Annotated in this window: 24 protein-coding genes, 1 riboswitch and 1 other annotated feature (1 of these 26 cut by a window edge); all 24 genes read right to left on the bottom strand. The window is 43.2% G+C overall.

Annotated features, from left to right (window positions below):
* Positions 1-2, bottom strand: a binding site (T-box leader); it reaches 225 nt to the left of the window's first position.
* Between the two features lie 62 nt (positions 3-64).
* Entirely contained in the window at positions 65-559 is a 495-nt protein-coding gene (gene divIVA, locus KXZ66_RS08270) for a septum site-determining protein DivIVA (protein WP_003221468.1), read from the bottom strand.
* Between the two features lie 93 nt (positions 560-652).
* Positions 653-1,426 carry a YlmH family RNA-binding protein gene (locus KXZ66_RS08265; RefSeq protein WP_015383612.1) on the bottom strand — a complete coding sequence of 258 codons (774 nt, stop codon included), beginning with the start codon at positions 1,424-1,426 and terminating at the stop codon, positions 653-655.
* 60 nt (positions 1,427-1,486) lie between these two features.
* Positions 1,487-1,759 carry a YggT family protein gene (locus KXZ66_RS08260; RefSeq protein WP_003221463.1) on the bottom strand — a complete coding sequence of 91 codons (273 nt, stop codon included), beginning with the start codon at positions 1,757-1,759 and terminating at the stop codon, positions 1,487-1,489.
* 6 nt (positions 1,760-1,765) lie between these two features.
* The gene (sepF, locus tag KXZ66_RS08255) at positions 1,766-2,221 is read right to left on the bottom strand and encodes a cell division protein SepF (RefSeq protein WP_014479735.1); all 456 of its coding nucleotides are present in this window, start codon (positions 2,219-2,221) and stop codon (positions 1,766-1,768) included.
* On the bottom strand, positions 2,218-2,910 hold the full coding sequence (locus KXZ66_RS08250; RefSeq protein ID WP_014476752.1) for a YggS family pyridoxal phosphate-dependent enzyme: 693 nt from the start codon (positions 2,908-2,910) through the stop codon (positions 2,218-2,220). Before KXZ66_RS08250 ends, sepF begins: the two co-directional genes overlap by 4 nt.
* Before the next feature lie 6 nt (positions 2,911-2,916).
* Positions 2,917-3,753: a peptidoglycan editing factor PgeF gene (gene pgeF / locus KXZ66_RS08245; protein ID WP_015483207.1), complete on the bottom strand. Its 837-nt coding sequence runs from the start codon at positions 3,751-3,753 to the stop codon at positions 2,917-2,919.
* A 162-nt stretch (positions 3,754-3,915) separates the two neighbouring features.
* Positions 3,916-4,161 carry a YlmC/YmxH family sporulation protein gene (locus KXZ66_RS08240; protein WP_003232153.1) on the bottom strand — a complete coding sequence of 82 codons (246 nt, stop codon included), beginning with the start codon at positions 4,159-4,161 and terminating at the stop codon, positions 3,916-3,918.
* Between the two features lie 82 nt (positions 4,162-4,243).
* A complete protein-coding gene (ylmB, locus tag KXZ66_RS08235) occupies positions 4,244-5,524 on the bottom strand; it encodes an N-formyl-4-amino-5-aminomethyl-2-methylpyrimidine deformylase (protein WP_219144869.1) in 1,281 nt (426 codons plus the stop codon).
* Between the two features lie 87 nt (positions 5,525-5,611).
* A riboswitch (TPP riboswitch) is annotated at positions 5,612-5,713 on the bottom strand.
* 12 nt (positions 5,714-5,725) lie between these two features.
* Entirely contained in the window at positions 5,726-6,520 is a 795-nt protein-coding gene (locus KXZ66_RS08230; protein ID WP_049139960.1) for an ABC transporter ATP-binding protein, read from the bottom strand.
* Positions 6,521-6,667: 147 nt separating this feature from the next.
* Positions 6,668-7,450, bottom strand: a complete 783-nt coding sequence (sigG, locus tag KXZ66_RS08225) for an RNA polymerase sporulation sigma factor SigG (protein WP_009967190.1) — start codon at positions 7,448-7,450, stop codon at positions 6,668-6,670.
* A 139-nt stretch (positions 7,451-7,589) separates the two neighbouring features.
* Complete coding sequence (gene sigE, locus KXZ66_RS08220; protein ID WP_003221446.1) at positions 7,590-8,309, bottom strand: RNA polymerase sporulation sigma factor SigE; 720 nt, start codon at positions 8,307-8,309, stop codon at positions 7,590-7,592.
* A gap of 62 nt (positions 8,310-8,371) precedes the next feature.
* Positions 8,372-9,301 (bottom strand): sigma-E processing peptidase SpoIIGA, encoded by a 930-nt coding sequence (gene spoIIGA, locus KXZ66_RS08215; protein ID WP_003232163.1) that lies wholly within the window; start codon positions 9,299-9,301, stop codon positions 8,372-8,374.
* Positions 9,302-9,494: 193 nt separating this feature from the next.
* Entirely contained in the window at positions 9,495-13,796 is a 4,302-nt protein-coding gene (locus KXZ66_RS08210) for a bacillopeptidase F (RefSeq protein WP_124073201.1), read from the bottom strand.
* A gap of 302 nt (positions 13,797-14,098) precedes the next feature.
* Positions 14,099-15,247, bottom strand: a complete 1,149-nt coding sequence (gene ftsZ / locus KXZ66_RS08205) for a cell division protein FtsZ (protein ID WP_003232167.1) — start codon at positions 15,245-15,247, stop codon at positions 14,099-14,101.
* 35 nt (positions 15,248-15,282) lie between these two features.
* Positions 15,283-16,605 (bottom strand): cell division protein FtsA, encoded by a 1,323-nt coding sequence (gene ftsA / locus KXZ66_RS08200; protein ID WP_003232169.1) that lies wholly within the window; start codon positions 16,603-16,605, stop codon positions 15,283-15,285.
* Positions 16,606-16,778: 173 nt separating this feature from the next.
* Positions 16,779-17,144, bottom strand: coding sequence for a small basic family protein (locus tag KXZ66_RS08195; RefSeq protein WP_003238683.1), 366 nt, complete (start codon positions 17,142-17,144; stop codon positions 16,779-16,781).
* Between the two features lie 17 nt (positions 17,145-17,161).
* Positions 17,162-17,869 (bottom strand): DUF881 domain-containing protein, encoded by a 708-nt coding sequence (locus tag KXZ66_RS08190; RefSeq protein ID WP_032725658.1) that lies wholly within the window; start codon positions 17,867-17,869, stop codon positions 17,162-17,164.
* A 22-nt stretch (positions 17,870-17,891) separates the two neighbouring features.
* Positions 17,892-18,587: a DUF881 domain-containing protein gene (locus KXZ66_RS08185; RefSeq protein WP_015483203.1), complete on the bottom strand. Its 696-nt coding sequence runs from the start codon at positions 18,585-18,587 to the stop codon at positions 17,892-17,894.
* Positions 18,584-19,375 carry a cell division protein DivIB gene (divIB, locus tag KXZ66_RS08180; RefSeq protein ID WP_021479335.1) on the bottom strand — a complete coding sequence of 264 codons (792 nt, stop codon included), beginning with the start codon at positions 19,373-19,375 and terminating at the stop codon, positions 18,584-18,586. Before divIB ends, KXZ66_RS08185 begins: the two co-directional genes overlap by 4 nt.
* 129 nt (positions 19,376-19,504) lie before the next feature.
* Complete coding sequence (gene murB, locus KXZ66_RS08175) at positions 19,505-20,416, bottom strand: UDP-N-acetylmuramate dehydrogenase (protein WP_003232182.1); 912 nt, start codon at positions 20,414-20,416, stop codon at positions 19,505-19,507.
* A 31-nt stretch (positions 20,417-20,447) separates the two neighbouring features.
* Positions 20,448-21,539: an undecaprenyldiphospho-muramoylpentapeptide beta-N-acetylglucosaminyltransferase gene (gene murG / locus KXZ66_RS08170; protein ID WP_032725656.1), complete on the bottom strand. Its 1,092-nt coding sequence runs from the start codon at positions 21,537-21,539 to the stop codon at positions 20,448-20,450.
* A gap of 120 nt (positions 21,540-21,659) precedes the next feature.
* The gene (spoVE, locus tag KXZ66_RS08165; RefSeq protein ID WP_010328062.1) at positions 21,660-22,760 is read right to left on the bottom strand and encodes a stage V sporulation protein E; all 1,101 of its coding nucleotides are present in this window, start codon (positions 22,758-22,760) and stop codon (positions 21,660-21,662) included.
* Positions 22,761-22,820: 60 nt separating this feature from the next.
* Positions 22,821-24,176, bottom strand: a complete 1,356-nt coding sequence (murD, locus tag KXZ66_RS08160; RefSeq protein WP_120028068.1) for a UDP-N-acetylmuramoyl-L-alanine--D-glutamate ligase — start codon at positions 24,174-24,176, stop codon at positions 22,821-22,823.
* On the bottom strand, positions 24,177-25,151 hold the full coding sequence (mraY, locus tag KXZ66_RS08155; RefSeq protein WP_003232192.1) for a phospho-N-acetylmuramoyl-pentapeptide-transferase: 975 nt from the start codon (positions 25,149-25,151) through the stop codon (positions 24,177-24,179).
* Positions 25,152-25,179 lie beyond the last annotated feature (28 nt).

The following is a 25,179-nucleotide window of genomic DNA, read 5'->3' as shown; positions in this document are numbered from 1 at the left end:
TCATCTGAATTTATGAACGTATTATATTCGACAAGCTAAGAAAATGTCAAGATAATCAGAGAATTTATTCCTTTTCCTCAAATACAGCGTCGACTTCATACTCAAGGAGATGATCCCAATCGTCATTTTTCAGAAGATCAAGCTGAGCTTCAATCAGCATTTGGAAACGTGTTCTGAACACTTTAGACTGTTTTTTCAGCTCTTCAATTTCCATTGCAATTTTTCTTGATTTTGATAACGATTCGTTGATAATGCGATCAGCGTTTTTCTCCGCTTCCCGAACAATCAGCTTTGCCTCTTTTTGAGAATTGCGTTTTACGTCTTCAGCCGCTTCTTGAGCAACTAAAATTGATTTATTCAATGTTTCCTCAATATTGGCAAAGTGTCCGATTCTTTCATCTAGTTCATTGACTTTCGCTTCAAGCTCAGTTTTCTTGCGGAGAACAATTTCGTAATCTTTTCTGACTTGGGCTAGGAATTCATTTACTTCATCTTCATCATATCCGCGAAAACTTTTTGTAAACGTCTTGTTGTGAATATCATTTGGCGTTAATGGCATGATGCCACCTCCATTTTTACATTTCAGTACGGTTATCTAGTTCACATTATAAAACAAATTTCGCACAGATGGAGAAAAAAACTGAAAAACCGACTATTTTTGTCGTTCAAACGTAACTCTCCATTTGTCTTTTTTGGTTTTCCCTTCGATTTTTGTTAAGCTGCACCGGCCAAAACCTCTGATTGACAGCATGTCCCCTTCCGCGACTATGTATGAAGGATCTTCAACCACCTTCCAGTTCACTTTCACAAGGCCGTTTTTCACAAGCGTCTGTGATTTCTGGCGGGATTGCCTGCTCATAGAGGCGCAGACGGCGTCAAGCCTTAAAGAAGAAACCGTGTCATCTCTTATTTCGACATCAACTGCTGGAATGTTAAGGTCTGACAAGTCGATTTTCTCTAGGCTGACCGCCGCTTTGCCTGCTTGGGTCAGCTGTGCAGCCACAAAATCAGCGGTATCGGCTGAGACAATCAATTGCACTGCTGTCTCAGAAAACACGATGTCACCGAATTTTTGCCGCTTTAATCCTATGCCCATTAATGCACCAAGCAGAGAACGATGATCTACTGAGACAAACTTGTCAGCATAACGGACGTTAAACGCCTGCAGTTCAAAATCTGATTCTTCCGGAGTAATGTACTCTGGATACAGAATCGCCCGTTTCCGCTCCGCTCTGTCATAGCCGCCGGAAAAGGCAAGCCCGACATCTGCCTGTCCCGTAACAGCAGAGAGGATGACCTGCTCTCGGGGATCTAAAAAGTCGGTCAGCTTCATCCTGTACTGCTCCTGGACAATTCTTTTCCATTCGAGCGCTTGATCAATAAAGGCCCGCTCGTCTTTTCTGAAGTGCTGATATATATCGCTCATCGTCTTTCCCTTCTATGTAAAGAGGCTTGGCTGCTGCCAAGCCCCTATCAAACTGTCACATTAAAACGCAATCATGCGATAAAGTCCCCACAAGCCGGTTGTCGCAAACCGAAGCACAAGTATTGCTACGATTGGTGAAATATCCAGCATTGCAATCGGAGGAATGATTTTTCTGAATGGTTCGAGATATGGTTCACAAATCGAAGCCAAAAAACGCCCGACTGCTGTTTCCCTCGTACTCGGCACCCATGACATAAAAATATATATGATCAGGGCAAATGAGTATATTGTGATTAATAAGCTTAAAACCGAAAAAACTTGATAAAGGATCATCTCGCTTTACCACCTCTGATGTTCGTCTTCAGATATGAGCTCAGAAATTGTGCCTGATACATCTACGTTGTCAGGCGTGCAGAGGAAAATATCTGAGCCGATTCTTTGAATATCGCCGCCAATGGCATAAACGGTTCCGCTTAAAAAGTCAACAATCCGCTTCGCCTGGTCATGTTGTATCCGCTGAAGATTGACGACAACTGCCCGCCGGTTCTTCAAATGGTCGGCTATTTCCTGCGCCTCCGCATAAACGCGCGGCTCACTCAACACCACTTTAGAGGATTTCTGAACACTTTGCAAGCTCACTACATTCTGTTTGCCCGAAGGTTTATTCCCCGTATAAGCCGGCTTTTCTTTTTGCTCATGCTCCTCATGAGATTCCCGCTCTGTCTCAATATATTCATATTCGTATTCTTCATCTTCCATTGAGAAAAAGTTTTTCAGTTTATTTTTCATACTCATTGCTGTACACCCCCTGTTTCATTTCCGACTAACGATGAGCCGATTCTAATATAAGTAGCTCCTTCTTCAATTGCAATTTCAAAATCATTTGACATGCCCATCGACAGTTCAGTACACGGAGCGTTCGGCTGGTTCAGCTTCTGAACCTGGTCACGGAGTTCTCTCAGCGACCTGAAACAGCTTCTGATCTGATCTTGATCATCAGTCAGCGGAGCCATTGTCATCAGCCCGGCAACAAGGATATGTTCGAAACCGGAAAGCTCCTGTATGAATGGAATGACTTCTTCTTTTTTCATGCCGTGTTTAGAAGGCTCAAGAGAGGTATTGACCTGCACAAAGCATCGTACAGTACCTTCAGCCCGTTTTTCAATTTCTTTCGCTAATGAGAGCCGGTCTAGGGAATGGATATAGGAAACCGAATTGACGACAGATTTTGCTTTTCTTGATTGCAGACTGCCGATAAAATGCCATTCCGGATTCCCTTTTATCAATTCCTGTTTGCGGAGCAGTTCCGCATCCCGATTCTCTCCGAGGCAGGTGATGCCAGCATCTACTGCCTCCTGTGCTCTTTCAGGCGATACATATTTAGTGACTGCAATAACCGTAACTTCATCGGAGCTGCGGCCCGATCTGTTACATGCTTCGTTTATTCGTTCGTTTATATGTCGTAAATTATCAACAACACGCAAGATCTTTTATGCCTCCTTCATTCCGATAAAGGACATCATCCGTCCAGTTTTCCCCTGATCGCGGCGGTGAGAATAGAAAAGAGACGGCTCGCTTTCCGTGCATAAACCGCTGACAGAAATTTGTTCACTTGCCAAACCGCTGTCCATCAGTATAAGACGGTTCAGCTCTTTCAGATCAAGCTGATATTGTGCCTTTGCCGTCTGATTAACGGCAAGGTCTGCTGAAACCGGCAATGCGCGGACAGCATCCATTACGCGGTCGTCTACCGTATAGCATGCTCCGCTGATAGACGGGCCAATAACAGCGTAAATATCTGAGGGATTTGAACCTTCCTTCTCAGTCCATTGCTTCACCATTTCTCTGCCAATCTGTTTGACGGTGCCTTTCCACCCGGCATGGGCGACTCCGACAAGCGACTTAACCGGATCATAAAAGAAAAGAGGCACACAATCAGCAAAGCATAATGCCAAAAATACATTTTTTTCATTTGTATAGAGCCCGTCCGTTGCTTTTAGAGCCGTGTGATACTCACGGGCGCCTTTTCCCCTATCCCTCTGCGTCACTTTCTGAACGCGATTATCATGTGTCTGATCAGCGAATACCCAAGACTGCAAATCAGTATTAAACATATCGGCAATATATTCACGATTTTTAACTACATCTGCATCTTTGTCATGAACGTGCAATCCTGTATTTAACGATTCAAAAGGCTTTTGGCTGACACCGCCGTTTTTTGTCGTAAATCCGGCAATGACCTCTTTGTTGTTTTGATTCGTTTGAGCCCAGTCTTGTATCATGAGTGTCGAGGGTGTGGTAAGACTGAATGGGTGATATGTATTCATGATGATCCAACCTTTCGACAAACATTTAAAAAAGCGGAATTTCCCACTTATTTTACCACATCTTACTGCATACGTTGAGCGCCGATTTGCATATTTCTAAATGAAATGTGCCGGAAGAATCGAGACTTCCGGCATTTGCCAATCTGCGGCAGACAAGCAGGTTTATGCATGTGGTTCACTTAATCGGACCAAGATTACATCTTCCCCGATTTTTACTATATTTCGCCATGGAATGACCAATTCCTCTTCTTTTCCAAAAAATCCGAGAACTTTCCCATTTCCTCCTAGTATGATCGCCTGAATTTTACCAGTGGTCACATTGATATCAATATCACCAATACTCCCCAGCTTTTTTCCGTTTGAGACATTGACGACATCCTTTACCTGAAATTCTGAAATGCTGATCATTCCATCACGTCCTTTTTCCGTCCTTTTGTTCAAGTATATGAACGGGCAGGCTGAACCTTGTCAGCAAGAAGAAATTTTCATGTCATTGCTCTTTTTTCCGGCTGCACCAGCTGATGATAAAATCGAGTATAATTTTTGTATACTCTACTAGCTGCTCAATCGATACCTTCTCGTTCACAGAGTGTGCATTGTGCAGATCTCCAGGACCGTATATTACGCATGGAATACCGGCATCATACAGCCATCCGCCATCTGTAACTGATTGAGAAACGTCAATAATTGGACACTCCCGTTTCACTTTCTGATGAGAGGCAGTTAGCGCTAAGACGCCTGGGTGGCCAGGGTCAACTTCCAATGCCGGAAAAATTTCTCCTCTGTCTTCTATCATAGATGAGCCTCCCCACTTGAATACAGGGCGGTTTTCCCTAAGCCAAATATCACTGTCACTCAGCGGATTGACGTAATCTTCTATTTCCGCTGCCACTTGGTCATGGGTTTCATTCGGATAAAAATGGACTGTGATCCACAGCCGGCATTCGTCCGCTATAAAAGCCGCATGTCTGCCGCCTTCTATAACAGCCGGGTTAATTGTATTTGTTCCAGGTTTAAAGCCGGGATAACTTTTCATAATAGACCAGTGGCGCTCAAGTTCACCGAGCCCCGCAATGATTTTCGCCATTTTTTCAATTGCGCTTGCTCCGAATGTTCCTCCCCCTGCGTGGATCATATTCCGTCTCGTTCCATCATGAAATGTTTGACTGCTTTTGATTTCGATCCAGCCTGTAATGACACCGCCTTGGCCTTGAATATGCATATCGCTCGTATCCGCGACAATTGCAAAATCAGCGTGGTAGCCCCTCTTGCAGCATTCAAGCGTGCCGGCTTCTCCAACTTCCTCCCCGATAACCGATTGCAGAATCAGATCACCGGGAAGTTCAATGCCTGCTTCACGAATCAATTTGACAGCAAACAACACACAAGCCATTCCGCCCTTCATATCGGAAGCGCCTCGACCGATTAAGAGACCGTTTTTTTCAATTGGATGAAATGGATCATGCTCCCATTTTTCATCCTCTTTTACCTCTGCCACATCTACATGGCCATTGATAATCAGGCTATAATAATCTGCTGAATCTGTTCCTTTTAGCTTCCCTACAACATTGGGATCTCCAGGGTACACATCCCATTTGTCGATCGAGAATCCCAATTCATTTAAATATCCCGCAATCCATGACTGAATGCCCTCTGTATTTCTTGCAGGCGGAGCAGGTGTTTGATAAGAAATTAGCGTTTTCGCAAGCTGAATAAGCTCCTCCTTATGTTCTTCCACTTTTTTTTGCAAAGAGTCTATTTGTTGATCCAATGTAAATCCGCTCCTATTCTTTAAAATCAAATAAGCCGTTTCAAATGTGATGAAACGGCTTAATAAAAACAAACGGAGTCCGATGTACTCCGCTTTTCACCGCTTCCCTCCGCTGGCATGATCCAGATCAGGTCAAAAGGGTTGAGACAACGTCTCTCTCAGCTTCGCAAAGCACCCCTAGGATGAATCTATATATATTTGTCAGGCATTCGTTATCGGCTCAGCTCTAGTTAAAAACGGCCGATCTTGATTCCATAATACATGGATTGGCGTATCAAAAAAAGCGGAAAGTATTTGATTAGTAAGCATTTCCTTTATTTCTCCGGATCCAAAGACCTCTCCCTGTTTTAATAAAAGGGCTTTATCAAAGACAGGCAAAATTTCTTCAGCATGATGAGTCACATAAAGGATAGATGGTGCATTTTCTTTGTTTGCAATGTATGTAATCGTATCTAACAGCTTTTCCCGGGCAATAAAATCCAGTCCTGTGACTGGTTCATCCAGTATCAGCAGCTCCGGATCGGCCATTAGTGCTCTAGCAATCAATGCTCTTTGTTTTTCCCCTTGAGAAAGGGTTTCATAGCGGCGATCGGCATATTCAATTGCTCCCAAGTCCTCTAACAAACCAATCGCTTTTTCCCTGGTTTTCTTACTTGGCGTTTCATATAACCCAATCGAAGCGTAAGCTCCGCTCAAAGCAATTTCAAAGGCTGAATCTGCCGGATACAATTTTTGCTGAAGAGCTGCTGAGACGAGGCCAATTTTACGTCTGAGCTTTTCCCCAAGCTCTGTTTTGCCAAATTCATGGCCAAGCACCTGCATCTCGCCTGATGTTGGAAAATAATAAGAGCAAAGCATATTTAACAGCGCTGTCTTCCCGGCGCCATTTAGGCCGTAAAGCACCCAATTTTCCTTTTCTTCCACCTTCCAATGAATATCTCTCAGTATCCATTTCCCATTCCGTTTTAGTGAGACATTGTCAAGCTGCAAAATCATCGTGGTCCTCCTCTTTATTGCCTTTTATAATTGTTTTAATTTTCATAAAACTTTGTACGAACTAGGATACCTTACTTTTTCCAAAACGTAAACCATCCATAATCAATAGAAAAGCCTTTAAAACAACATCGTTTTAAAGGCTTTTCATTATTGATGAATATTTTTATTCATTTGTTTGATAGCCGCTTTTTCAAGTCTGGACACCTGCGCTTGAGAAATTCCGATTTCCTCGGCGACTTCCATTTGGGTTTTCCCTTGGAAGAATCGCTTTCTCAAAATCATTTTTTCCCTATCATTCAGCCTTCTCATGCCCTCTTTTAAAGCCAGCTCTTCAATCCATTGTGAATCTGTGTTACGCTCATCACTGATTTGGTCCATCACATAGATCGGGTCTCCGCCGTCGTTATAGATCGGTTCAAATAGAGAAACCGGATCCTGGATGGCATCAAGCGCAAATACAATTTCCTCATGCGGTACTTCAAGAACTTTTGCGATGTCTTCTGCAGTCGGCTCCTTGCTTGTCTCACTGATTAACCGCTCTCTTACCTGAAGCGCCTTGTAAGCGATGTCCCGGAGTGATCTTGAGACACGGATCGGGTTATTATCGCGTAAATACCTGCGGATCTCTCCGATAATCATAGGTACAGCGTATGTTGAAAACTTAACATTGTGGCTTAGGTCAAAATTATCAATGGATTTCATTAGTCCGATGCAGCCGACTTGAAATAAGTCATCAACATACTCCCCTCTGTTATTAAATCGTTGAATGACACTTAAGACAAGACGCAAGTTCCCGTTTACAAGCTTTTCTCTTGCTGAATCATCGCCTTCATCCTGCAGCTGCCTAAACAGCTTTCTCATCTCTTCATTCTTGAGTACTGGTAATTTGGAGGTATCCACCCCGCAGATTTCGACTTTATTTCTCGACACTTTTTTCCCTCCCTACAGGAGCTGCTGTACAACGTTAAGTATCTCCTTGGGTGGGAAAAATATGCACTGCACTCAGACCGAAAAACTGTCGAAATCAGGAAATCCCTGTAAAATCAAGGGGTTCTAACCATAAAATTTTTTACACCATTTTGTTGAACTCTTTTCTCAATCTTTTTATAATTCTTTTCTCAAGCCGCGAAATATAAGACTGAGAAATCCCCATCATATCCGCTACATCCTTTTGGGTTTTTTCTTCTTCACCGACAAGCCCAAACCGCAGCTCCATGATTTGCTTTTCTCTCTCATTAAGCTGTTCAAGCGCTTTTTTCAAAAGCTTTTTATCGACGTTAGCTTCTATGTCTTTAGTGATGATGTCATCGTCAGTGCCGAGCACATCAGAAAGCAAAAGCTCATTGCCGTCCCAATCAATATTAAGCGGTTCATCAAAGGAAACCTCTGAACGGATTTTGTTATTTCTTCTTAAATACATCAGGATTTCATTTTCTATACACCGGGAGGCATAGGTAGCAAGCTTGATTTTCTTTTCTGGATTGAATGTATTCACAGCTTTGATTAGACCGATGGTACCGATGCTGATTAAATCCTCTATATTAATTCCCGTATTTTCAAATTTACGGGCGATATATACGACCAGACGCAAATTGCGTTCAATTAGAATGGCGCGCGCCGCCTGATCGCCGTTTGGGAGCTTCATTAACAAAACCTGCTCCTCATCTTTAGATAATGGAGGCGGCAGGGCTTCACTCCCGCCTATGTAATAGACTTCATCACTTTTCAGCCCAAGTTTCATCAGCAGCTTATACCAGAGGTGCGTCAACCGTAATTTCAGTTTTTTCATCTTCCTCTCCCTTCTAAATGTCACGCCGTTTGAGTATGATAAGTAACGGACATTTGCGAACATTATGAAACGTGTTTGACAGCCTTGCCCGAAAGCATTTTCGGATGAATAATCGCGTCAAACTCTCCATCTGCCGACAGCTTTGTTGTGCTGATGCCGATTAAACATTTATCTGCAGAGATCATTTCTTCTTTTGTCATAATCGTTACGTGATCCGGTTTAACGCATAATAAAAATTGATTTTGCTGACCAACTCCCCTGTATGGAATCAACCTCATTTTATCTAAAAAGCGAAAGGAATCATCGAGCTGTTCGATGGCTTCCAATGGGTCTGTGTTTCGAATGATCATCGTTTCGGCTGTTCCGAAAATCGGCTCCAGTTTATCAATGTAAATGATCATTACCGGTGTTTTTGTAAGAGGATCGTACAGCTGATTACCGGAATCAATCAGGCCTCTGACATGAAGTGTTTGGCTGCCCAAATCTGCCTGCACGCTGACTCGTTCCTCATATTGAATGTTTTTTGTTTCAATATCTTCAATTCTTCTTTTAGAAAAAAACCATAATGCTGGAAAGCCACCAACAATAAACAACCAGCTGATCGGGTCTCCAAACCCTGTTTGATTGGTAATCATGACACCGTTTTGAACAATAGAATTTGACTGCAGCAAAGAATGGGCTCCGATAATTCCTCCCCCCATTAAAAAAGTGGCAAAATAAAAGGAAAACAAATTTTGAAAGAAAAACCGAAATCTTTTAAAGCCAAATGTCACCACCACAATCACAACTGAAAAAGCTAGCTTCCCAGCCGGATGTTCAACAATCGGCGAAAAAGGAGTAAACATCAAAAGGACAATACTGGAACCGATGAACGCTCCGCCTACCAGTCTTCTTTTTTTTACATGCCGTTTTAAAATAAATGCCGTGAGCAAAAGCAAAAGTGCATCAAAACAAAAGTTTAACAGCCAAATGACATCTAAATAGATTTTCACATCTGACTCCTTTCTTTCTTGCCTCACGCTGTTCCCCTTCTTGCTTCATAAGTATAAAGCAAGCTCTGTGGGAAAGTCTGTCAATTAATGTTGAGAGGAAAATACAATTTTTCAGGGAAATCTGCTTAATTTGTCGAGGAAGTATAATGAGAGGATATAAAAAAAGCTGCCAATGACGGCAGCTTTTTTCCACTTAATTTTCTGTGTTGATATTAAGTTTTCCATTCGCAGTTTTTCTTGTTTCATTTCCATAATCATCTCGGACGATCACTTCTACTTTTGCTCCTTTTGCTTTAATAGAAGAAGTGGCTGTCCAATAGCCTTCATATCTCCCCGGAGAGATTTCTCTTAACGGGAGTTCGGTGGCATTTTGCACACTCGCTCTTGCATTGGTCAGCGGCATACGAATGATAAACGTTGCATCTAAATCCTCAGCGCTTGAGAAAGCGATTTTCACAGATTCACCGGCTTTTAAGTTTTTATCCTCTCCCGGAATTAAGCCAGAAATGACAGGCTTGTCAAAATTGACATCAATGACAGCCTTTTTCGTCGTTTTGTTGCCTGCTAAGTCTGTAGCAATCACCTTGATTTCATTGCTTCCATTCTCCAAAAGAATCCGGGCTGAGTATGAACCATCAGTTATTGTTGCTTTTTTGCCATTCACCTTGACGTCTTTCAAATTGTCATCGGATACTGCCCCTTTGACAGTCAGCGTTTCTTTATTTGTTTTCCCGCCATCCTTTGGAGTGTCCAGCGTTAACTCAGGCTTTTCTTGATCAAGCGTGACCGTGATTGGGCTGGAGGCATCTGTTGTTCCGTTGTCAGTTGATGCAGTTGCCGTCAGCTCATTATCACCCTTGTTGAGTGTGATGCCTGTCTGGAACGTGCCGTCCGCGGCAGTTTTTGTTTCTCCTGCTTCTTTCTCATCATTATAAATGTGTACCGTTGTACTAGGAGAAGCTTTTCCTTTTACAGTGACGTTCTCCTTATTTGTGTATGACTTGTCTGTCGGTGAAGTAATCTCAGGTACAGCAGCTTCATAATCAACTAATGCGCGAATCATATAGTTGCCGTCCGCTTTGTCACCTGGCTGCCACTTTCCATCTATATACTGCCAGTTGCGGCCGGAATTCTGGCCGGTTTCATCCATTGCCAATCCAGGTGAATACGGATCAGGTTTTGACTGGATATATACGAGATAAAAGTCTCTATCGACCATAATCCCTTTTGAACTGAGATCTACCTTAGTCCACTCGCCATTGCGAAGAGCTTCAGCGTTAAATGGCCCGGCAATTTTCTTGCCCGGTGCTCCGTCTTTTCCTGTAGCATCGTATACCTCAACCTTAAACTCTGTTCCGCCCGGATCAGGGAACTCTGTATCCCAGAATCTGAACAGCCCTCCTGTAAGCATGCCTTTGTCCTTGCCGTCAGCGAGCGTCATTTTTACCGCCCATCCGTTCCCGGCAGCAAAATAGGAATTGGCATTCTCCGCCGTTCCGTCATCATATGCAATTTCACCCGGATAACCAACGAAAGGCTTCAATGCAGTTTCTTTTGTTACATCACCTTTTAACTCAACGGAAAATTCATCACTGTAATAACCCGGTGCAGCGACTTTAATCGTATAAGCGCCTTCATAGGCCTCCAGCGTATATTCACCTTTGTCGTTTGTCATAGCCGGTTCCACCGCAGCATCCTCTACAACATAAACGGAAGCGCCTTTTACCGGCTCTCCTGTCGTTTTATTGATGACCGTGCCTTTTAATGTGCCCTTCTTCATCTCTTCTAACGTAAAATTAGCTTGTGTCGTCTGATCCGTCTTTAAAGATACTTTTTGTGTTTTCGACTGATAACCATATGCTTCTGCCATAAGCGTATAGTCTCCCGCTTTGTGCTTCAGCGTGTACTGCCCTGTGGATTGATCTGAATATGTTGATTTTCCTGTTTCCACTACACTGACTTGTGCCCTGAGCGGCAAAACTTGAGGCTGTATAGCCTTGTTCTGATGTTTTACCGCTGTGTTTGCAGATGGCTTAGCCTTTTTCGGATTTACTGGCTTTTTCTTTTGCTTTCCAGACTGCTTTTCGACGCCCAGCTTATTCTTTTTGACTGTTTTTCCGGCTGATTTGTCAGAAAGCACTACATCATCAATATACCAGCCCTCTTTTGCAATGCTTTCATCAGATTGAAGGTTAAACATCACTTGAATGTTTTGGCCTTTATAAGCCGATAAATCAATTTCTTCCTCCGTCCAGCTTGATGTCTTTCCGTTATAGACACCAGCCTGCTCCCAATTCTTTTCACCTTCCGGAAGAACAAAAACGTAGCCGTAATCAAAATCATCCTCTAAATTGTGCCAGCTTTTAAATTGAAGGAACAGACTTCCTGAATCAGGTGCTTTAATAGGAGGCATAACAAGGTTCATGTTTGCTGAGTTGGCATAATTTCCTGTCAAATTCGTTCCATATACTTTTTCTCCGGATGCTGCTGTATTTGGGCCAGTTGACGGAACTCCCCATTCCCAGTTATTATTTGTTCCGCTCGCAACCCAGCCGCCGGGTGCAGTTTCAAAGTCCTGTTTATATCCCACCGTGATGCTTGGTTTCACTGTTACATCGTATACGTCAGACGAAACGACATGACCGCCAAAATCGTGAATCATCCACTTATAGCTTAGTTTAGTTCCTTTTATATCTGGGATCTCTGCCTGATACGTTCCTTTTAGATGATCACCGCTGATTCGTTTCGCCGTTATTTCTGTCCATTCACCTTGATCAAGCTTGTAGGACAGCTTTACAGATGTCACACTCACATTGTCTTCAGCTGTCAAAGTCAGTGGCAGGCTGCCACCTTCATAAGCTTCAGTTACTTTCTCATGCTGATAGACAGGAGGCTCTTGGTCATCCCCCTCTACAGAAACTTGTCCTTCCGCTTTCCCTAATCCATCTGTAACAGCGGATACAGCATCAAAAGCATTCACCAGACCATGGCCATATCCGTTATTCGGTGAATCAGGAAATGTTGAATCCGTGAGCGGTTCAGCCGTGCTGGTTAATATATCCTCCATCTCATCAACAGAAAGTGAGGCATTCGCCTGTTTCAGCAGTGCAGCAACAGCGGATACATGCGGCCCTGCCATTGATGTGCCGTCCCAACCATCCTCATATGTCTGACCGGGAACGGATGAACGAATATTAACGCCCGGTGCAGATATTTCCGGCTTTATTTCATCATATGGAGATGGCCCTTGAAGAGAAAAGTCAGCGAGCTTTTTATTGATATCAGTCGCTCCAGTTGCAAACGATTCTGGATAGTTTGCCGGATTTGCGATAGAACCAGGCCCGCCGGGAATAAAGAGATCCGTATTCCCCGCTGAAAACTCAGGGAAAATATCGGCCGCACGCCAGGCATTGACCATGTCTCTGTACCATTCATCAAGTCCAGAGCCCCCTCCCCATGAGTTATTGACAACATCAGGAGCCATTTCCGGGTGGGGATTTCCTTCCGCGTCCTTTGGTGCTAAAACCCATTCACCAGCTTCCAAAATGTCAGCATCAGTGCCGCCATCTTCAGAGAACGCTTTAACAGCAATCCATTTTGCGCCAGGCGCTACACCGATTTGATTTGTCCCATCCGGTTCAGAGCCCACCATCGTGCCTGTCACATGGGTTCCATGAGCCAAATCATCATAAGGGCTTGCCTCGCCTGCTACGGCATCATACCAGTTCATTTCATTTTCAGGCTCATTAGGATTTTCCGGATTATATCCGCGATATTTCTCTTTTAATGCCGGATGATTCCATTCCACCCCGGTATCAATGGACGCAACAACCGTGCCAGTTCCATCGTATCCAAGTGCCCAAGCTTTTGGAGCATCGATTTGGTCTACATTCCATTCCACACCGTCAGTTGCTTTAATAGCTTTCTGTGCTTTTTTCATATTAAATGGTGAGGATGACTTAAAAAGCTGCCGTTTCTCATTAGGAAGCACCTTCTCCACTTCGGGAAACTGCGCCACTTTTTCCATAACCTCTTTTGAGGCATGAACAGCAATCCCGTTCACCACATAATAAGAATGAATTTGGTCTGCATTTCCTTTATCTTTCTGGGTGTTCAAGTATTTTAGGACATCTTGCTGGGATTCATCGGCTGTGACTTTTAAAGATGACACAACAGCAGAACGCTTTTGATATTCCGTCTTAGCGGCAGACAGCTTCTTCGATTTCGCTTTTTTAACAGCCGCTTTTGCCGCTTTTTCTGTGTTAGCCTGATCTTTAAATTTAATCAGAAAAGTCGTTTTTTCTTTCTTTTTAAAGCTTTTCTTTAATGAACTCGAAATCTTGTTTTGAATGGATTCCGCAGATTGAAGCTCCTTTTTAACAGAAGGTGAGGTGACTTTACTGCTTGCCCCGGCTGCTCCCGGAAACAGCAGTGAACTGATGACAACTGTACTTAAAACAGAGCTGATGAGTCTGTTTTTCGTTTTTTTCTTCATTTTCATCCCCCTTTTTCAACATGCTTTTTAAAAAAAGTGTCGTCCCTCCTTTTAATAATGAATGGTTTGTCAGAACATCGCTGTATATTAACTGTAGACAATCTGAATTACAGATATTGTCGTTTCATGTCATTCAATTTCCATATATATGAAAATGATAAAAATGTCACAAAAATAAATGGGTCTAATTATCTGTTTTGTTACTAAGCGAAGGAAGCAATAGGGAAAAAGACTTTATAAGAAGGAAAGTGTGAAGAGAAAAACAAAAAAGGACAAAATCGAAAACGATTTTGTCCTTTACATTAGCCGCGTTTATTACGGTTTCTTAAGAATGTCGGGATGTCAAGCGTATCATCAGCCGGCTGTGAAGTATGACGGCTTACTGTGTTCTGCTGCTGAGGTTCCTCACGTTTTGGCTCACGCTTCGGAACACTTTGATTGTGTGTTTTGATGCTTTGATTTAAGCTTGGACGCTGAGGCTTCGTCACGTCCTTCTCTTGTTCGATAAAGCCGGTTGCAATCACTGTCACCACAATCTCATCTTTTAGATTTTCATTAATAACAGAACCGAAAATCATGTTTACGTCTTGATCAGACGCCGAAGCGACAATGTCTGCTGCTTCCTGAACCTCATATAGGCTGAGGTTTGTTCCTCCAGTGATGTTCATGAGGACGCCTTGCGCACCGTCAATGGCCGCTTCAAGAAGCGGGCTGGAAATTGCTTTTTTTGCTGCCTCTGCCGCGCGATTTTCCCCAGTAGCAATACCGATACCCATCAAAGCAGATCCTTTGTTTGACATGATTGTTTTCACATCAGCAAAGTCAAGGTTGATAAGACCAGGTGTAGCAATCAAGTCAGAAATACCTTGAACCCCTTGGCGAAGTACGTTATCCGCTTCACGGAATGCTTCAAGCATCGGTGTGTTTTTATCAACAATTTCAAGGATACGGTCGTTCGGGATCACGATCAGTGTATCCACCGCTTCTTTCATTGCCGAGATTCCGCCTGCAGCCTGAAGCTGTCTTTTGCGTCCTTCGAAGGTAAACGGTCTTGTCACAACGCCGACTGTTAATGCGCCTAAGTCTTTCGCAATTTGTGCGATAACCGGTGCGGCACCTGTTCCTGTTCCGCCGCCCATACCAGCTGTCACGAATACCATGTCAGCACCTTTAAGTGCTTCTTCAATCTGCTCTTTGCTTTCTTCAGCGGCTTTTTTCCCGACTTCCGGATTCGCACCTGCTCCCAATCCTCTAGTCAGCTTTGCGCCGATTTGCATTTTCACTTCTGCTTTTGACAGGTTAAGAGCTTGAGCGTCCGTGTTTACCGCGATATACTCTACTCCTTGCACTTCATTTTCAATCATTCGGTTAACGGCGTTGTTACCGCCGCCTCCTACTCCGATTACTTTAATTGATGCTAAGCCGTCTATGTTTGTTTCGAACTCCAACATGCTAAATCCTCCTAATCTGCCGAATGACTATCTATCTATTCCCAAAACATGCTTAATAGTTTTTTCATTTTGCTCTGTTTATTATGTTCGGCTTGTGTTTTTTGTTTTCCTTTTGGCCGCTGCTGCACCTCATTTTGGTGATGATGCTGCTCTTGTTCCTCAGATGATGAGACTGCGATTTCCTGTATCGCTTCTTCAGGCATCTTAAAGCCTATTTTTCTGCCTTGGATTCTTGCATTCCGGCAGGCGAATTGGATCAGGCCCACTCCCGTCATATATTGAGGATCTCTTACACCGATATAATTCGGGCTTGCCACTCTGACATTGTTTTGCAGCACATCCTGTGCCAAAGACATGACACCCGGCATAGCTGCTTGTCCTCCTGTCAGCACGAAGCCTCCCGGCAGATCGGTAATTCCCATACTGCGAAGCTCTTCTGAAACAATTTCAAGAATTTCCTCTACTCTCGCTTCAATGATATTCGCTGCTTCTTGCTGTGTAAATGTTTGTTTTTGATTGGTGCCTATAACGGTTACCTCAAATATTTCATCTTCCGAGGCTTCGTCATAGTAGGCATGTCCAAATTGCTTTTTCACGCGTTCTGCTTCTTCTGTTGACGTTCTCAATCCGATGGAGATATCTTTGGTGATATTTTCGCCTCCGAGAGGAATGACACGGGTAGAAGTGAGATGTCCGTTCTGGAATACGGCAATGGTTGTTGACCCTCCCCCTATATCAATGAGAGCCACACCAAGGTTTTTCTCGTCCTTTGATAATGCAGCAGAACCGGCTGCCAGCGGCTGAAGGCAAATATCAGTTATTTCAATACCAGCTCTTTCAACGCAGCGGAGTAAGTTATGTAAGATTGTTTTTGAACCGGTGATCAAGGTGCCCTCTACTTCTAAACGCACACCCAGCATTTTTTTCGGGTCGGTGATTTCATCTCTTCCATCTACGATAAACTGTTTAGGAATGACGTCAACAATCAGCTGTTCATGCGGTACGGAAACAACCTGTGCCGCCTCCATGACACGGCGTACATCTTCAACCTGAATTTCTTTATTTTCACTGGAAACTGCTACAACACCGTTTGTATCTTGAATATTGATATAATTTCCATTAACGCCGACAATAGCTTTTCTAAGCGGAAAACCTACCATTCTTTCAGCTTGGTCAAACGCTTTTCTTATAGAATGAACGGTCTCATCTATATCAACGATTGAGCCTTTTTTCAACCCTTCAGACGGTACATTTCCCACACCGATAATATTAAGGGAATCATCTGTCATTTCTCCGACGATCACTTTTGTATTGGACGTACCGATGTCAAGACTGACGTAAAGTTCATTGTTGTTCATTCTATGGCACCTCCTCACATTTCGATCATTTCTATTCTATTATTTGCGGAACAACAATACAATGAATGTGGCTTTACAAGTGTGTAACAAAAAATAACAACAGAATATTTTTATGTGCTTTTCACATTTTATGTTTATTGAAAATATTCGTTATATCCTATGTATATCCTCTTTTATATCACATTTTTTTTATTTTTTTTAGAAAGAGTCCACTTTGTTAGTAGATTTCTTCTGATAACGGCTATATTCTGAAATAATCTGACTCCAAATGCGAATATACCTGCTAAATACAAGTCTACACCAAGATGGACTCCCAGAAAAGCTAAACTTATTGCCAATATAATATTAAAAAAGAAACCGGAAACAAATACCATTTCATCATATGTACCTTGTAAATGCGCCCTGATTCCGCCGATTAATGTATCAAGTGCGGCAAGCACCGCAAGCGATAAATAGTTTGAGTATTCACTCGGTATCGTTAAGTTTGTCATTAGTCCAATCGCTATTCCGAGCACCAGTCCCAACACGGGCAGCCACATGACAATTCTCCTCCTTTTCAGTCTTTAAGCAGTTTCAGCTGTTGTACGTCCAGTGGTCTGTCATATGCTTTTAATGTTAGTTTGCTTTCAGATTTACCGGCTTTTAATGCTAAATTTTCAGATGCAAAAAGATCCTCAAGGCCTGACCCCTTCACTCTGCTGTGTAACATGTCCGGATCTTTGGCAAGCACTTTTACTGTTAAAGGATAATCGTCAAGGGCGTATCCGTCTATTTTTGTAGTGCCGTTTATATCTCTGATGACTGTATGATTCACAACTCTTCGCTCGTTAATCGAGATATGCTCTGCACCGTAGGAGTTGAGTTCATTAATCAGCTTTTTCAGCAAATCCGGAGGCGGATTTTCGACCGGCTCTCCTGTTAAGCTTTCAGAAAAAAGCGGGGAAATCGTAATGACAATTCCGCTACCTGTTATATCGGTCATGCCGGCTGTTTTTTTTAAGGATTGCAAGGTATTATTTAGCGCGGTTTCTTTTGTCATTTCTTTCGTTTGCGAATAGCTATTCAGCAGTTTGTCATATTTGTTTATTTCAGCCAGCAGCTTTTCCTGCTTCTTCTGCTCTGATGTCAGCTCTTCCCTAATATCCCACATATCTCTTGTATCCCGGACTTTGGGGTGCTTTAACGAATTAAACTGAACAGATATCATCAGGCCGAAGATGACCATAAGCACACTGATGCTTATGAAGGAACGCTTTATTTTCAATCTATTTCACCCGCTTTTTCAGTCATTCCTTCGTTTTCAGAATCGGTTTCATTTGTACGTTTTTCTCTTTTTCTGCCGACACAGAAATATGATCCATTGACAGCTGATCAATTAGGCCTCCTGCGATATTTAACGAGGGCAGCAGGACATCTGGATCTCCAATAGCGGATACAGTAAACGGAGCGGGATGCTGCACCCCGTCTACCGTTACCACAGGACCATTGCATTTGATATACGAATCATGCGTCAAACGCTGTCCATTAACGGCGACAGCTGCCGCTCCTGAGATATACAGTTCGTTTACTACTTGGAAGATATGGCTTTCGTGAACGATGTAACTATTCACATTCTCCCCTTCCGGTATGTATGACGCATCTTCCAATGTCACCTCAACGCCTTCTCCCTGCACACCGACTTCCCCAATATACATCCTGTATTTTTCTGTATCTTCGAGGACATTATAGTATTCCGACTTCTCTTTCTTCAGCTTATTTTCCGCCTGGCGGACTTTGTTTTGCTTTTGATATAATTCTTTTTCAAGCTTCTTATTTTCTTTCTCTTGTTTCAGAAGTTCATCTCTCAGCGCATATTCTTTTTTCCACTCTTCCGTCTCAGCCGCGCTTTTGTTGTTTTCTTTTGTCATTTGAAAAGAAAATGAAATCAAAAAGCCTGCGATAAGCATAATCAAGGAAAGAAGGACTGCTGATTTGCCCCTCAATTTTCATCTTCCTTTTTAGCAGCTTTATCGTTTTTCCCAAACTCTTCAAAATAGGTGGCAACTTCTAAATGAATGATTCCTTTTTTATTGCTGCTTAGCTGAGAAATGATAGAAGGATACGTCTTCATTCGGTCTGCAAACGTTTTAATAGATGCAGTGACAACATAACCGTCGTTCATGTACAACTTAATACGGTTTTCATCCATTTTTACAGGCGTATAATAAATCTCTGAAATCGACTGTTTTAACGAATTTGACAACGCATCGAGCTGCTTGGCCATTTGAGACCGCTTCTTCGCGTTTGTCCAATTCACTAAAATCGGTCCGGCATCATCCGGCGTTACTTCGTTTGGCAGAACTGAGCCGTTTTCAAGCACTTCATAGTACACATCGTCTTTTTCTAAATAAGCAATCGCTTTATATTCTTCGATTGCAATGTTGATTTTATTAGGAAGCGATTTGCTGATCTCCGCTTTTTTCACTAATTTATTTTGCTGAATCTTCTTTTCTGTTTTTTGCTTGTCCAAACTCCAAAACTCAGTATCTCCGCTGTTAATATCGGAAAGGTCGATAATTTCCTTTTTTGATACATTTTCATTCCCTGTAACAGAGATTGTTGATACTTTACTGATTGGTGTTTGCAGGTACACAATGATCAGCACCATAATAAAAAAGAGCATAATAAATGAAATGAGACGGCGGTTTGCCTTTTGTTTCCTCTGCTCTTTAATTTTAGGGATCCGCTCTTCAATGTTAACGATTTTTTCTCGGTCATGACCCGGGTTCATTGCCTGTTCACCTCATTCAAATGAAACAGCTGTTAAAAGTCTGTCTATTCCAAAACAAACGGCATACTATGATGCCGTTTGTCGTTTGCTTACAGTATATCATATGAACAGCTTCAGTCAGAACTTGAATCAGCGATTTCCGCCGATGATTTCAACCTCTGTGTGCATATCAATCTCGTATTTTTCACGGATTGTCTTTTTCACATGGTCAATGAGATCAAGCACATCTTTTGCTGATGCTCCCCCCGCATTGACGATGAAGTTTCCGTGCATCTCCGATATCTTTGCACCGCCGATTTGATATCCTTTCAAGCCTGCTTTTTCTACAAGGTTCCCGGCATGATTGGGAAGCGGATTTCTGAATATGCTTCCCGCACAAGGGCTTGAATACGGCTGTGTATTTTTTCTATAGTCTTTATTGCTTTGCATTTGCTGAACGATTGATTCCTTATCCTTCTGCTCCAGCTGCAAAACAGCTTCAAGGCAAACGCCCGGGCGTTTCTTTTGCAGTACAGATGTCCTGTAGCTGAAATCCATCTGCTCATTTGTCAGCCACTCAATCGTTCCGTCTTCAAACAAAATATGCGCTTTGACGAGGATCTCGCTCATATCAGAACCGTGAGCGCCGGCATTCATATAAACCGCTCCGCCGACTGATCCTGGAATGCCGGCAGCAAATTCCAAACCGGACAGGCCTTTTTTGCTCAATGATGTAGCAAGGCGGACCACTGAATAACCGCCTCCGACTGTTACTTGCTCCCCTTCAAGCTCCAAATGGTCAAGACCCGCACCCAGCTTGATCACTACGCCTCTAATTCCTTCATCTAAAACAAGAAGATTTGATCCGCGGCCGATGACTGTCCACTTCACATCATATTTTTTAATCACGTCCATGATGTCTTTAACAGCATCTACACTGCTTGGAATGACCAATACATCCGCAGGTCCGCCGATTTTCATCGTTGTATGATTCGCGAGCGGTTCATTTGCAAGAACCTTGCCGACTTCGCGTTCTTTTAATTCCTGTATCACTTTCTCCATCGTAAACCTCCGCATTCCATTTGCTTTTCTACTATTTTTTTAATTCCTCGAGTACGCTGTATAAACGGGCAGCCGCGTCAGGAACACCGAGTGACTTTGTTCGTTCGCTCATTTCCTTTAACGTTTGCTCATTCAGTACAATCCGGTCTAGCGCTTCAATCAGCTTCTCCCCGCTGAGCTCTGTTTCTTTCAGTACAATCGCCGCATCATGCTGGCCAAGAGACCTCGCATTGACCTCCTGGTGATTCGCTGTCACATATGGACTCGGGATCAGAACACTTGGGATTCCGAGAGCAGTAATTTCGGCAATCGTTGTCGCACCGGCTCTAGCCACAATGACATCAATGGCCTTTAAATACTCAGGCATTTGATGAAGAAACGGCTTTGTGACCATATTATCAGCGGCACCCTTGCTTTTCAGCTCATTCATTACTTTTTCATAGTGAACTTCGCCGGTGATATACAGCACTTGATAGTCTCTTGTTTTCAGCGCATCCTGCATGTCAATGACAGCGCGGTTAATCGGTGCAGCGCCTCGGCTTCCGCCGAAAATTAAGACCGTTTTTTTGTCTTCAGAAAGCCCAAATTCAGCCATTGATCGTCCCGTCTTTATTGAGACGACTTCAGAGGCTCTCGGGTTTCCCGTAAATACAACTTTCTCGCTAGGAAAATGTGATTTCGCTTCTTCAAAACAAATCGCTACTTTATTAACATATTTTGAAAGAAACTTATTCGTGATGCCCGGCAGGCTGTTTTGTTCGTGGACAATAGTCGGAATTCCCAATTTCGCAGCGGCATAGACAACCGGCCCACATACATAACCGCCCGTTCCAATTACGGCATCGGGCTTAAATTCCGCTAAATACGATTTACTCTTTTTGACGCCCTTCAGAAAACGCATCACAGTCTTGACATTTTCAAATGACAATTTTCTTTTAAATCCTGTAATTTCAATTGAACGAAACGGTATATTCTCCCGCTCAACAATTTTTTTCTCCAGCCCGTTTTCTGTTCCGATATATAAAAATTCCACATTAGGATGACGTCTTTGCACTTCTTTAATAAAAGCAAGCGCAGGATAAATATGTCCCCCTGTACCGCCTCCGCTTATTGCAATTCGCATTTCTTTTCCCCCAGTCTAAGTTTCTCTTTAACATAACGATAACCCTGTTTTGTTGGACAGGGTTATCGCATCAATTGTTTCCAAGCTTCATGTTAGACAGGAAGCTTGGACATACATTCGTTAATACCTCGAGTAGCGGCTTACATTCAGCAGCACACCAACTGCCATCAGCATTAGAGTCAATGAAGAGCCTCCGTAGCTCAGAAACGGGAGCGTGATGCCTGTTACAGGAATCAGGCCCGTGACTACGCCGATATTTATCATGACTTGAATGGCAATCATTGAAATAATGCCGACTGCGACAAAGCTTCCGTACAGATCAGGGGCACCAAGCGCAATTCTGATTCCTCTCCACAGCAGGACGCTGAAGAGGAGCAAAATAAGTGTTCCCCCGATAAAGCCCAGCTCCTCTGACAAGATGGCGAAAATAAAGTCTGTTTGCGGCTCAGGCAGATAAAAGAACTTCTGTCTGCTTTGTCCGAGCCCCATTCCGAACAACCCGCCGGGCCCCACTGCATAAAGCGATTGAATGATCTGAAATCCGCTTCCGAGCGGGTCTTCCCATGGATTTAAGTATGAGGTAATCCGCTTTATCCGATATGGAGCCGATAGTACGAGCCCGACAAATCCGCTGAGGCCGATCAGCCCGAGAAAGACGAAATGGGCGATCCGTGCGCCGGCTACAAAAATCATGACAATACAAGTTCCGACCATTACTGTCCCCGTTCCGAGGTCAGGCTGGCACATGATAATCAAAAATGCTGAAAACACGATGCCAAGTGCGGGGACGAACCCCCGTTTGAACGATGTGATGTTTTTTTGTTTTTCAGAGAGAAATTTAGCAAGGAATGCAATCATCGCAAGCTTCATAAACTCTGAAGGCTGTATGCTGAATGCTCCGACTCCGATCCAGCTTCTTGAACCGTTCCGCACCATTCCGACGCCCGGTATCAAAACAAGCACCAGAAGGAAAAAGCAGATAACCATCAGCAATTTGGACCATGTCCTCCAAGTCCAATAATCGACATTCATGATAAAAAACATAGCAATGACGCCGATTCCCGCAAACAAAAGCTGCCGTTTCGCGAAAAAGAATGAGTCGTCAAATTTATAATCCGCCCATACCGCACTCGCACTGTACACCATAATTAATCCGATTGTTAATAATAATAACGTAATGATGACCAATAACAAATCAGGCGATGTTTTTTTAGTAGTCAAAGCAATCGACACCCCAAGCTTAAAGTCATTAGGGCTGCCGATTTACTTCAAGACAAGCCCTTACTTAAGCATATGCACGGCATCTATAAACATGTCACCGCGTTCTTCAAATGTTTTGAATTGATCCCAGCTCGCACACGCGGGTGACAGCAGGATGACATCTCCTTCATTTGAGAGCGCAAACGCCGCAGATACTGCTTGTTCAACATTATCGACACGTTTGACATGTTGTATTCCCAGTTCATTGCCGAGTTTCTCAAGTTTTGGCGCCGTCTGGCCAAATGTAAGCACTGCTTTGACATGCTTCATATAAGGTTTCAAGTCATCAAAACCATTTCCGCGATCCAGTCCGCCCGCAAGCAGAATGACCGGCTTATCAAAAGCTGAAAGCGCCTTGCTTGTCGCCAGAATGTTTGTTGCTTTACTGTCGTTATAAAATTTGCGGCCATTCACAGTTGTGACATATTGGAGGCGGTGCTTCACACCAGTAAAGCTTGTCAGCACCTTTTTAACCGCCTCATTGGAAGCTCCTGCCGTTTTCACAACTGCAATAGCTGCTAAAATGTTCTCCAGGTTATGAGCACCGGGCAGTACAACCTCTTCCAGAGGAAGAATGGCTTCGCCGTTAAACATAATCATACTGTCTTTTACATATGCGCCCTGTTCAAGCGTTTTGCTGCCTGAAAACGGGACGATTTCGGCTTTTCCGGCTTCAGCAAGACGCACGACGGTTTCATCATCCTGGTTGACAATAGCTTTATCTGAAGCAGTCTGATGAAGGTATACTTTCTGTTTCGCTTTTTCATAGTTTTCGCGCGTATGGTGATAATCCAGATGGGCGTCAAATACATTTAAAATCAGGCTGATTTCCGGTCTGAAAGCGTGTGTTCCCATCAGCTGAAACGAAGACAGTTCAGTAACGATCCATTCATCTCCATCAGCATGATAGGCAACCTCACTTGCGACTGTGCCGATGTTTCCGGCAATCAGTGCTTTTTGCGAGTCTGCTTTGAGCATTTCGTAAATTAGCGTTGTCGTGGTCGTTTTACCGTTCGATCCGGTAATCCCGATAAACTTGGCGCTGGTCAGGTAGTAAGCGAGCTCAATTTCCGTCCAAACCGGAATGCCTCGTTTCTCCGCTTCCTGAACCATAATATTTTCATAAGGAATTCCCGGGTTTTTGATCAGAATCGTGATTTGATGCTGATCGAACAGAGAAACTGGATGCTCTCCGCAAACAACTTCGATTCCTTTTTCAGAAAGCTTTTGTGCCGGTTCATTTTCTTCAAAAGGCTTTTGATCATTGACTGCAACATAAATGCCTTTTTCATGAAGAATGGAGGCCGCCGCATATCCGCTTTTCGCAAGCCCAAGGATTAAAAAATGCTGTTTCTGTAAAAATTGATCATTTTCCACTTATAACCACACCTCGATGTAAATTCCTAAAACGGCAAGCAAAAGTCCCGCAGCCCAAAACGTCACGACTACTCTCCATTCAGACCAGCCGACAAGCTCATAATGGTGATGAAGCGGACTCATTTTAAAGATTCGTTTACCTGTCGTTTTAAAGCTGATGACCTGCAAAATAACAGATAATGTCTCGATAACGAATACACCGCCGATGATAACCAGCAGGATCTCTAATTTCGTTAAAATGGCAATGGTAACAATGGCTCCTCCCAATGCAAGCGATCCCGTATCTCCCATAAAAACTTTGGCCGGATGAGCATTAAATACAAGGAAGCCCAGAACTGCACCGACAACGGCAACTGAGAAAATCGCTACGTCATATTGAGACTGATTCCATGCCAAAATGGCAAAGGCGCCAAAGGCAATCGCCGCAGTACCGGATAATAACCCGTCAAGGCCGTCAGTCAGGTTAACTGCGTTTGATCCGCCGACTAGCATAAAGAGCACAAGGATAAAGTAAGCCCAGCCAAGATCAAATGATAAGTCAGTTCCAGGAATGCGAATATCAGTCGCAAAATTGTAATAATGATACACGGCGTAAAATACAACTGCAATAATAATTTGTCCGATCAGCTTTTGCTTTGATGTCAACCCAAGATTGCGCTTCATGACAACCTTGATGTAATCATCTAAAAAGCCAAGCAAACCGTAGCCTAGCGTAACAAACAGAAGCAGCACCATTTCGGGGCTTATTTCTGAAAACTTCTGTGTCATCACAATTGTTGTCACTATGATAGAAAGTATGATCATGACCCCGCCCATTGTCGGTGTCCCTGATTTTTTCTGATGTGATTTCGGTCCTTCTTCTCTAATACTCTGGCCGAATTTTAATCTTCTTAAAAACGGAATAAGAATCGGAGAGAGCAGAACACTAATTAAAAACCCCATTAAAATTGTAAACAGAATGACTTGCTCAAGCATTGTCCTTTTCTCCTCCTGTTTCTTTCAA

The sequence above is a fragment of the Bacillus sp. LJBS17 genome (assembly GCF_019334685.1).
Classification (GTDB): Bacteria; Bacillota; Bacilli; order Bacillales; family Bacillaceae; genus Bacillus; species Bacillus subtilis.
The sequence above is the reverse complement of the archived record's forward strand: the minus strand, read 5'-3'. Positions and strand labels throughout refer to the sequence as shown.

What these genes read in the sequence shown, in the direction of transcription:
- murB (WP_003232182.1), bottom strand. Translation starts at nt 20,416, where the DNA reads ATGGAGAAAGTGATACAGGAATTAAAAGAACGCGAAGTCGGCAAGGTT.
- divIVA (WP_003221468.1), bottom strand. Translation starts at nt 559, where the DNA reads ATGCCATTAACGCCAAATGATATTCACAACAAGACGTTTACAAAAAGT.
- sigE (WP_003221446.1), bottom strand. Translation starts at nt 8,309, where the DNA reads ATGAAAAAACTGAAATTACGGTTGACGCACCTCTGGTATAAGCTGCTG.
- murG (WP_032725656.1), bottom strand. Translation starts at nt 21,539, where the DNA reads ATGCGAATTGCAATAAGCGGAGGCGGTACAGGGGGACATATTTATCCT.
- mraY (WP_003232192.1), bottom strand. Translation starts at nt 25,151, where the DNA reads ATGCTTGAGCAAGTCATTCTGTTTACAATTTTAATGGGGTTTTTAATT.
- sepF (WP_014479735.1), bottom strand. Translation starts at nt 2,221, where the DNA reads ATGAGTATGAAAAATAAACTGAAAAACTTTTTCTCAATGGAAGATGAA.
- divIB (WP_021479335.1), bottom strand. Translation starts at nt 19,375, where the DNA reads ATGAACCCGGGTCATGACCGAGAAAAAATCGTTAACATTGAAGAGCGG.
- ftsA (WP_003232169.1), bottom strand. Translation starts at nt 16,605, where the DNA reads ATGAACAACAATGAACTTTACGTCAGTCTTGACATCGGTACGTCCAAT.
- KXZ66_RS08195 (WP_003238683.1), bottom strand. Translation starts at nt 17,144, where the DNA reads ATGTGGCTGCCCGTGTTGGGACTGGTGCTCGGAATAGCGATTGGACTA.
- pgeF (WP_015483207.1), bottom strand. Translation starts at nt 3,753, where the DNA reads ATGAATACATATCACCCATTCAGTCTTACCACACCCTCGACACTCATG.
- ftsZ (WP_003232167.1), bottom strand. Translation starts at nt 15,247, where the DNA reads ATGTTGGAGTTCGAAACAAACATAGACGGCTTAGCATCAATTAAAGTA.
- KXZ66_RS08240 (WP_003232153.1), bottom strand. Translation starts at nt 4,161, where the DNA reads ATGATCAGCATTTCAGAATTTCAGGTAAAGGATGTCGTCAATGTCTCA.
- KXZ66_RS08210 (WP_124073201.1), bottom strand. Translation starts at nt 13,796, where the DNA reads ATGAAGAAAAAAACGAAAAACAGACTCATCAGCTCTGTTTTAAGTACA.
- KXZ66_RS08265 (WP_015383612.1), bottom strand. Translation starts at nt 1,426, where the DNA reads ATGAGCGATATATATCAGCACTTCAGAAAAGACGAGCGGGCCTTTATT.
- KXZ66_RS08230 (WP_049139960.1), bottom strand. Translation starts at nt 6,520, where the DNA reads ATGATTTTGCAGCTTGACAATGTCTCACTAAAACGGAATGGGAAATGG.
- KXZ66_RS08260 (WP_003221463.1), bottom strand. Translation starts at nt 1,759, where the DNA reads ATGATCCTTTATCAAGTTTTTTCGGTTTTAAGCTTATTAATCACAATA.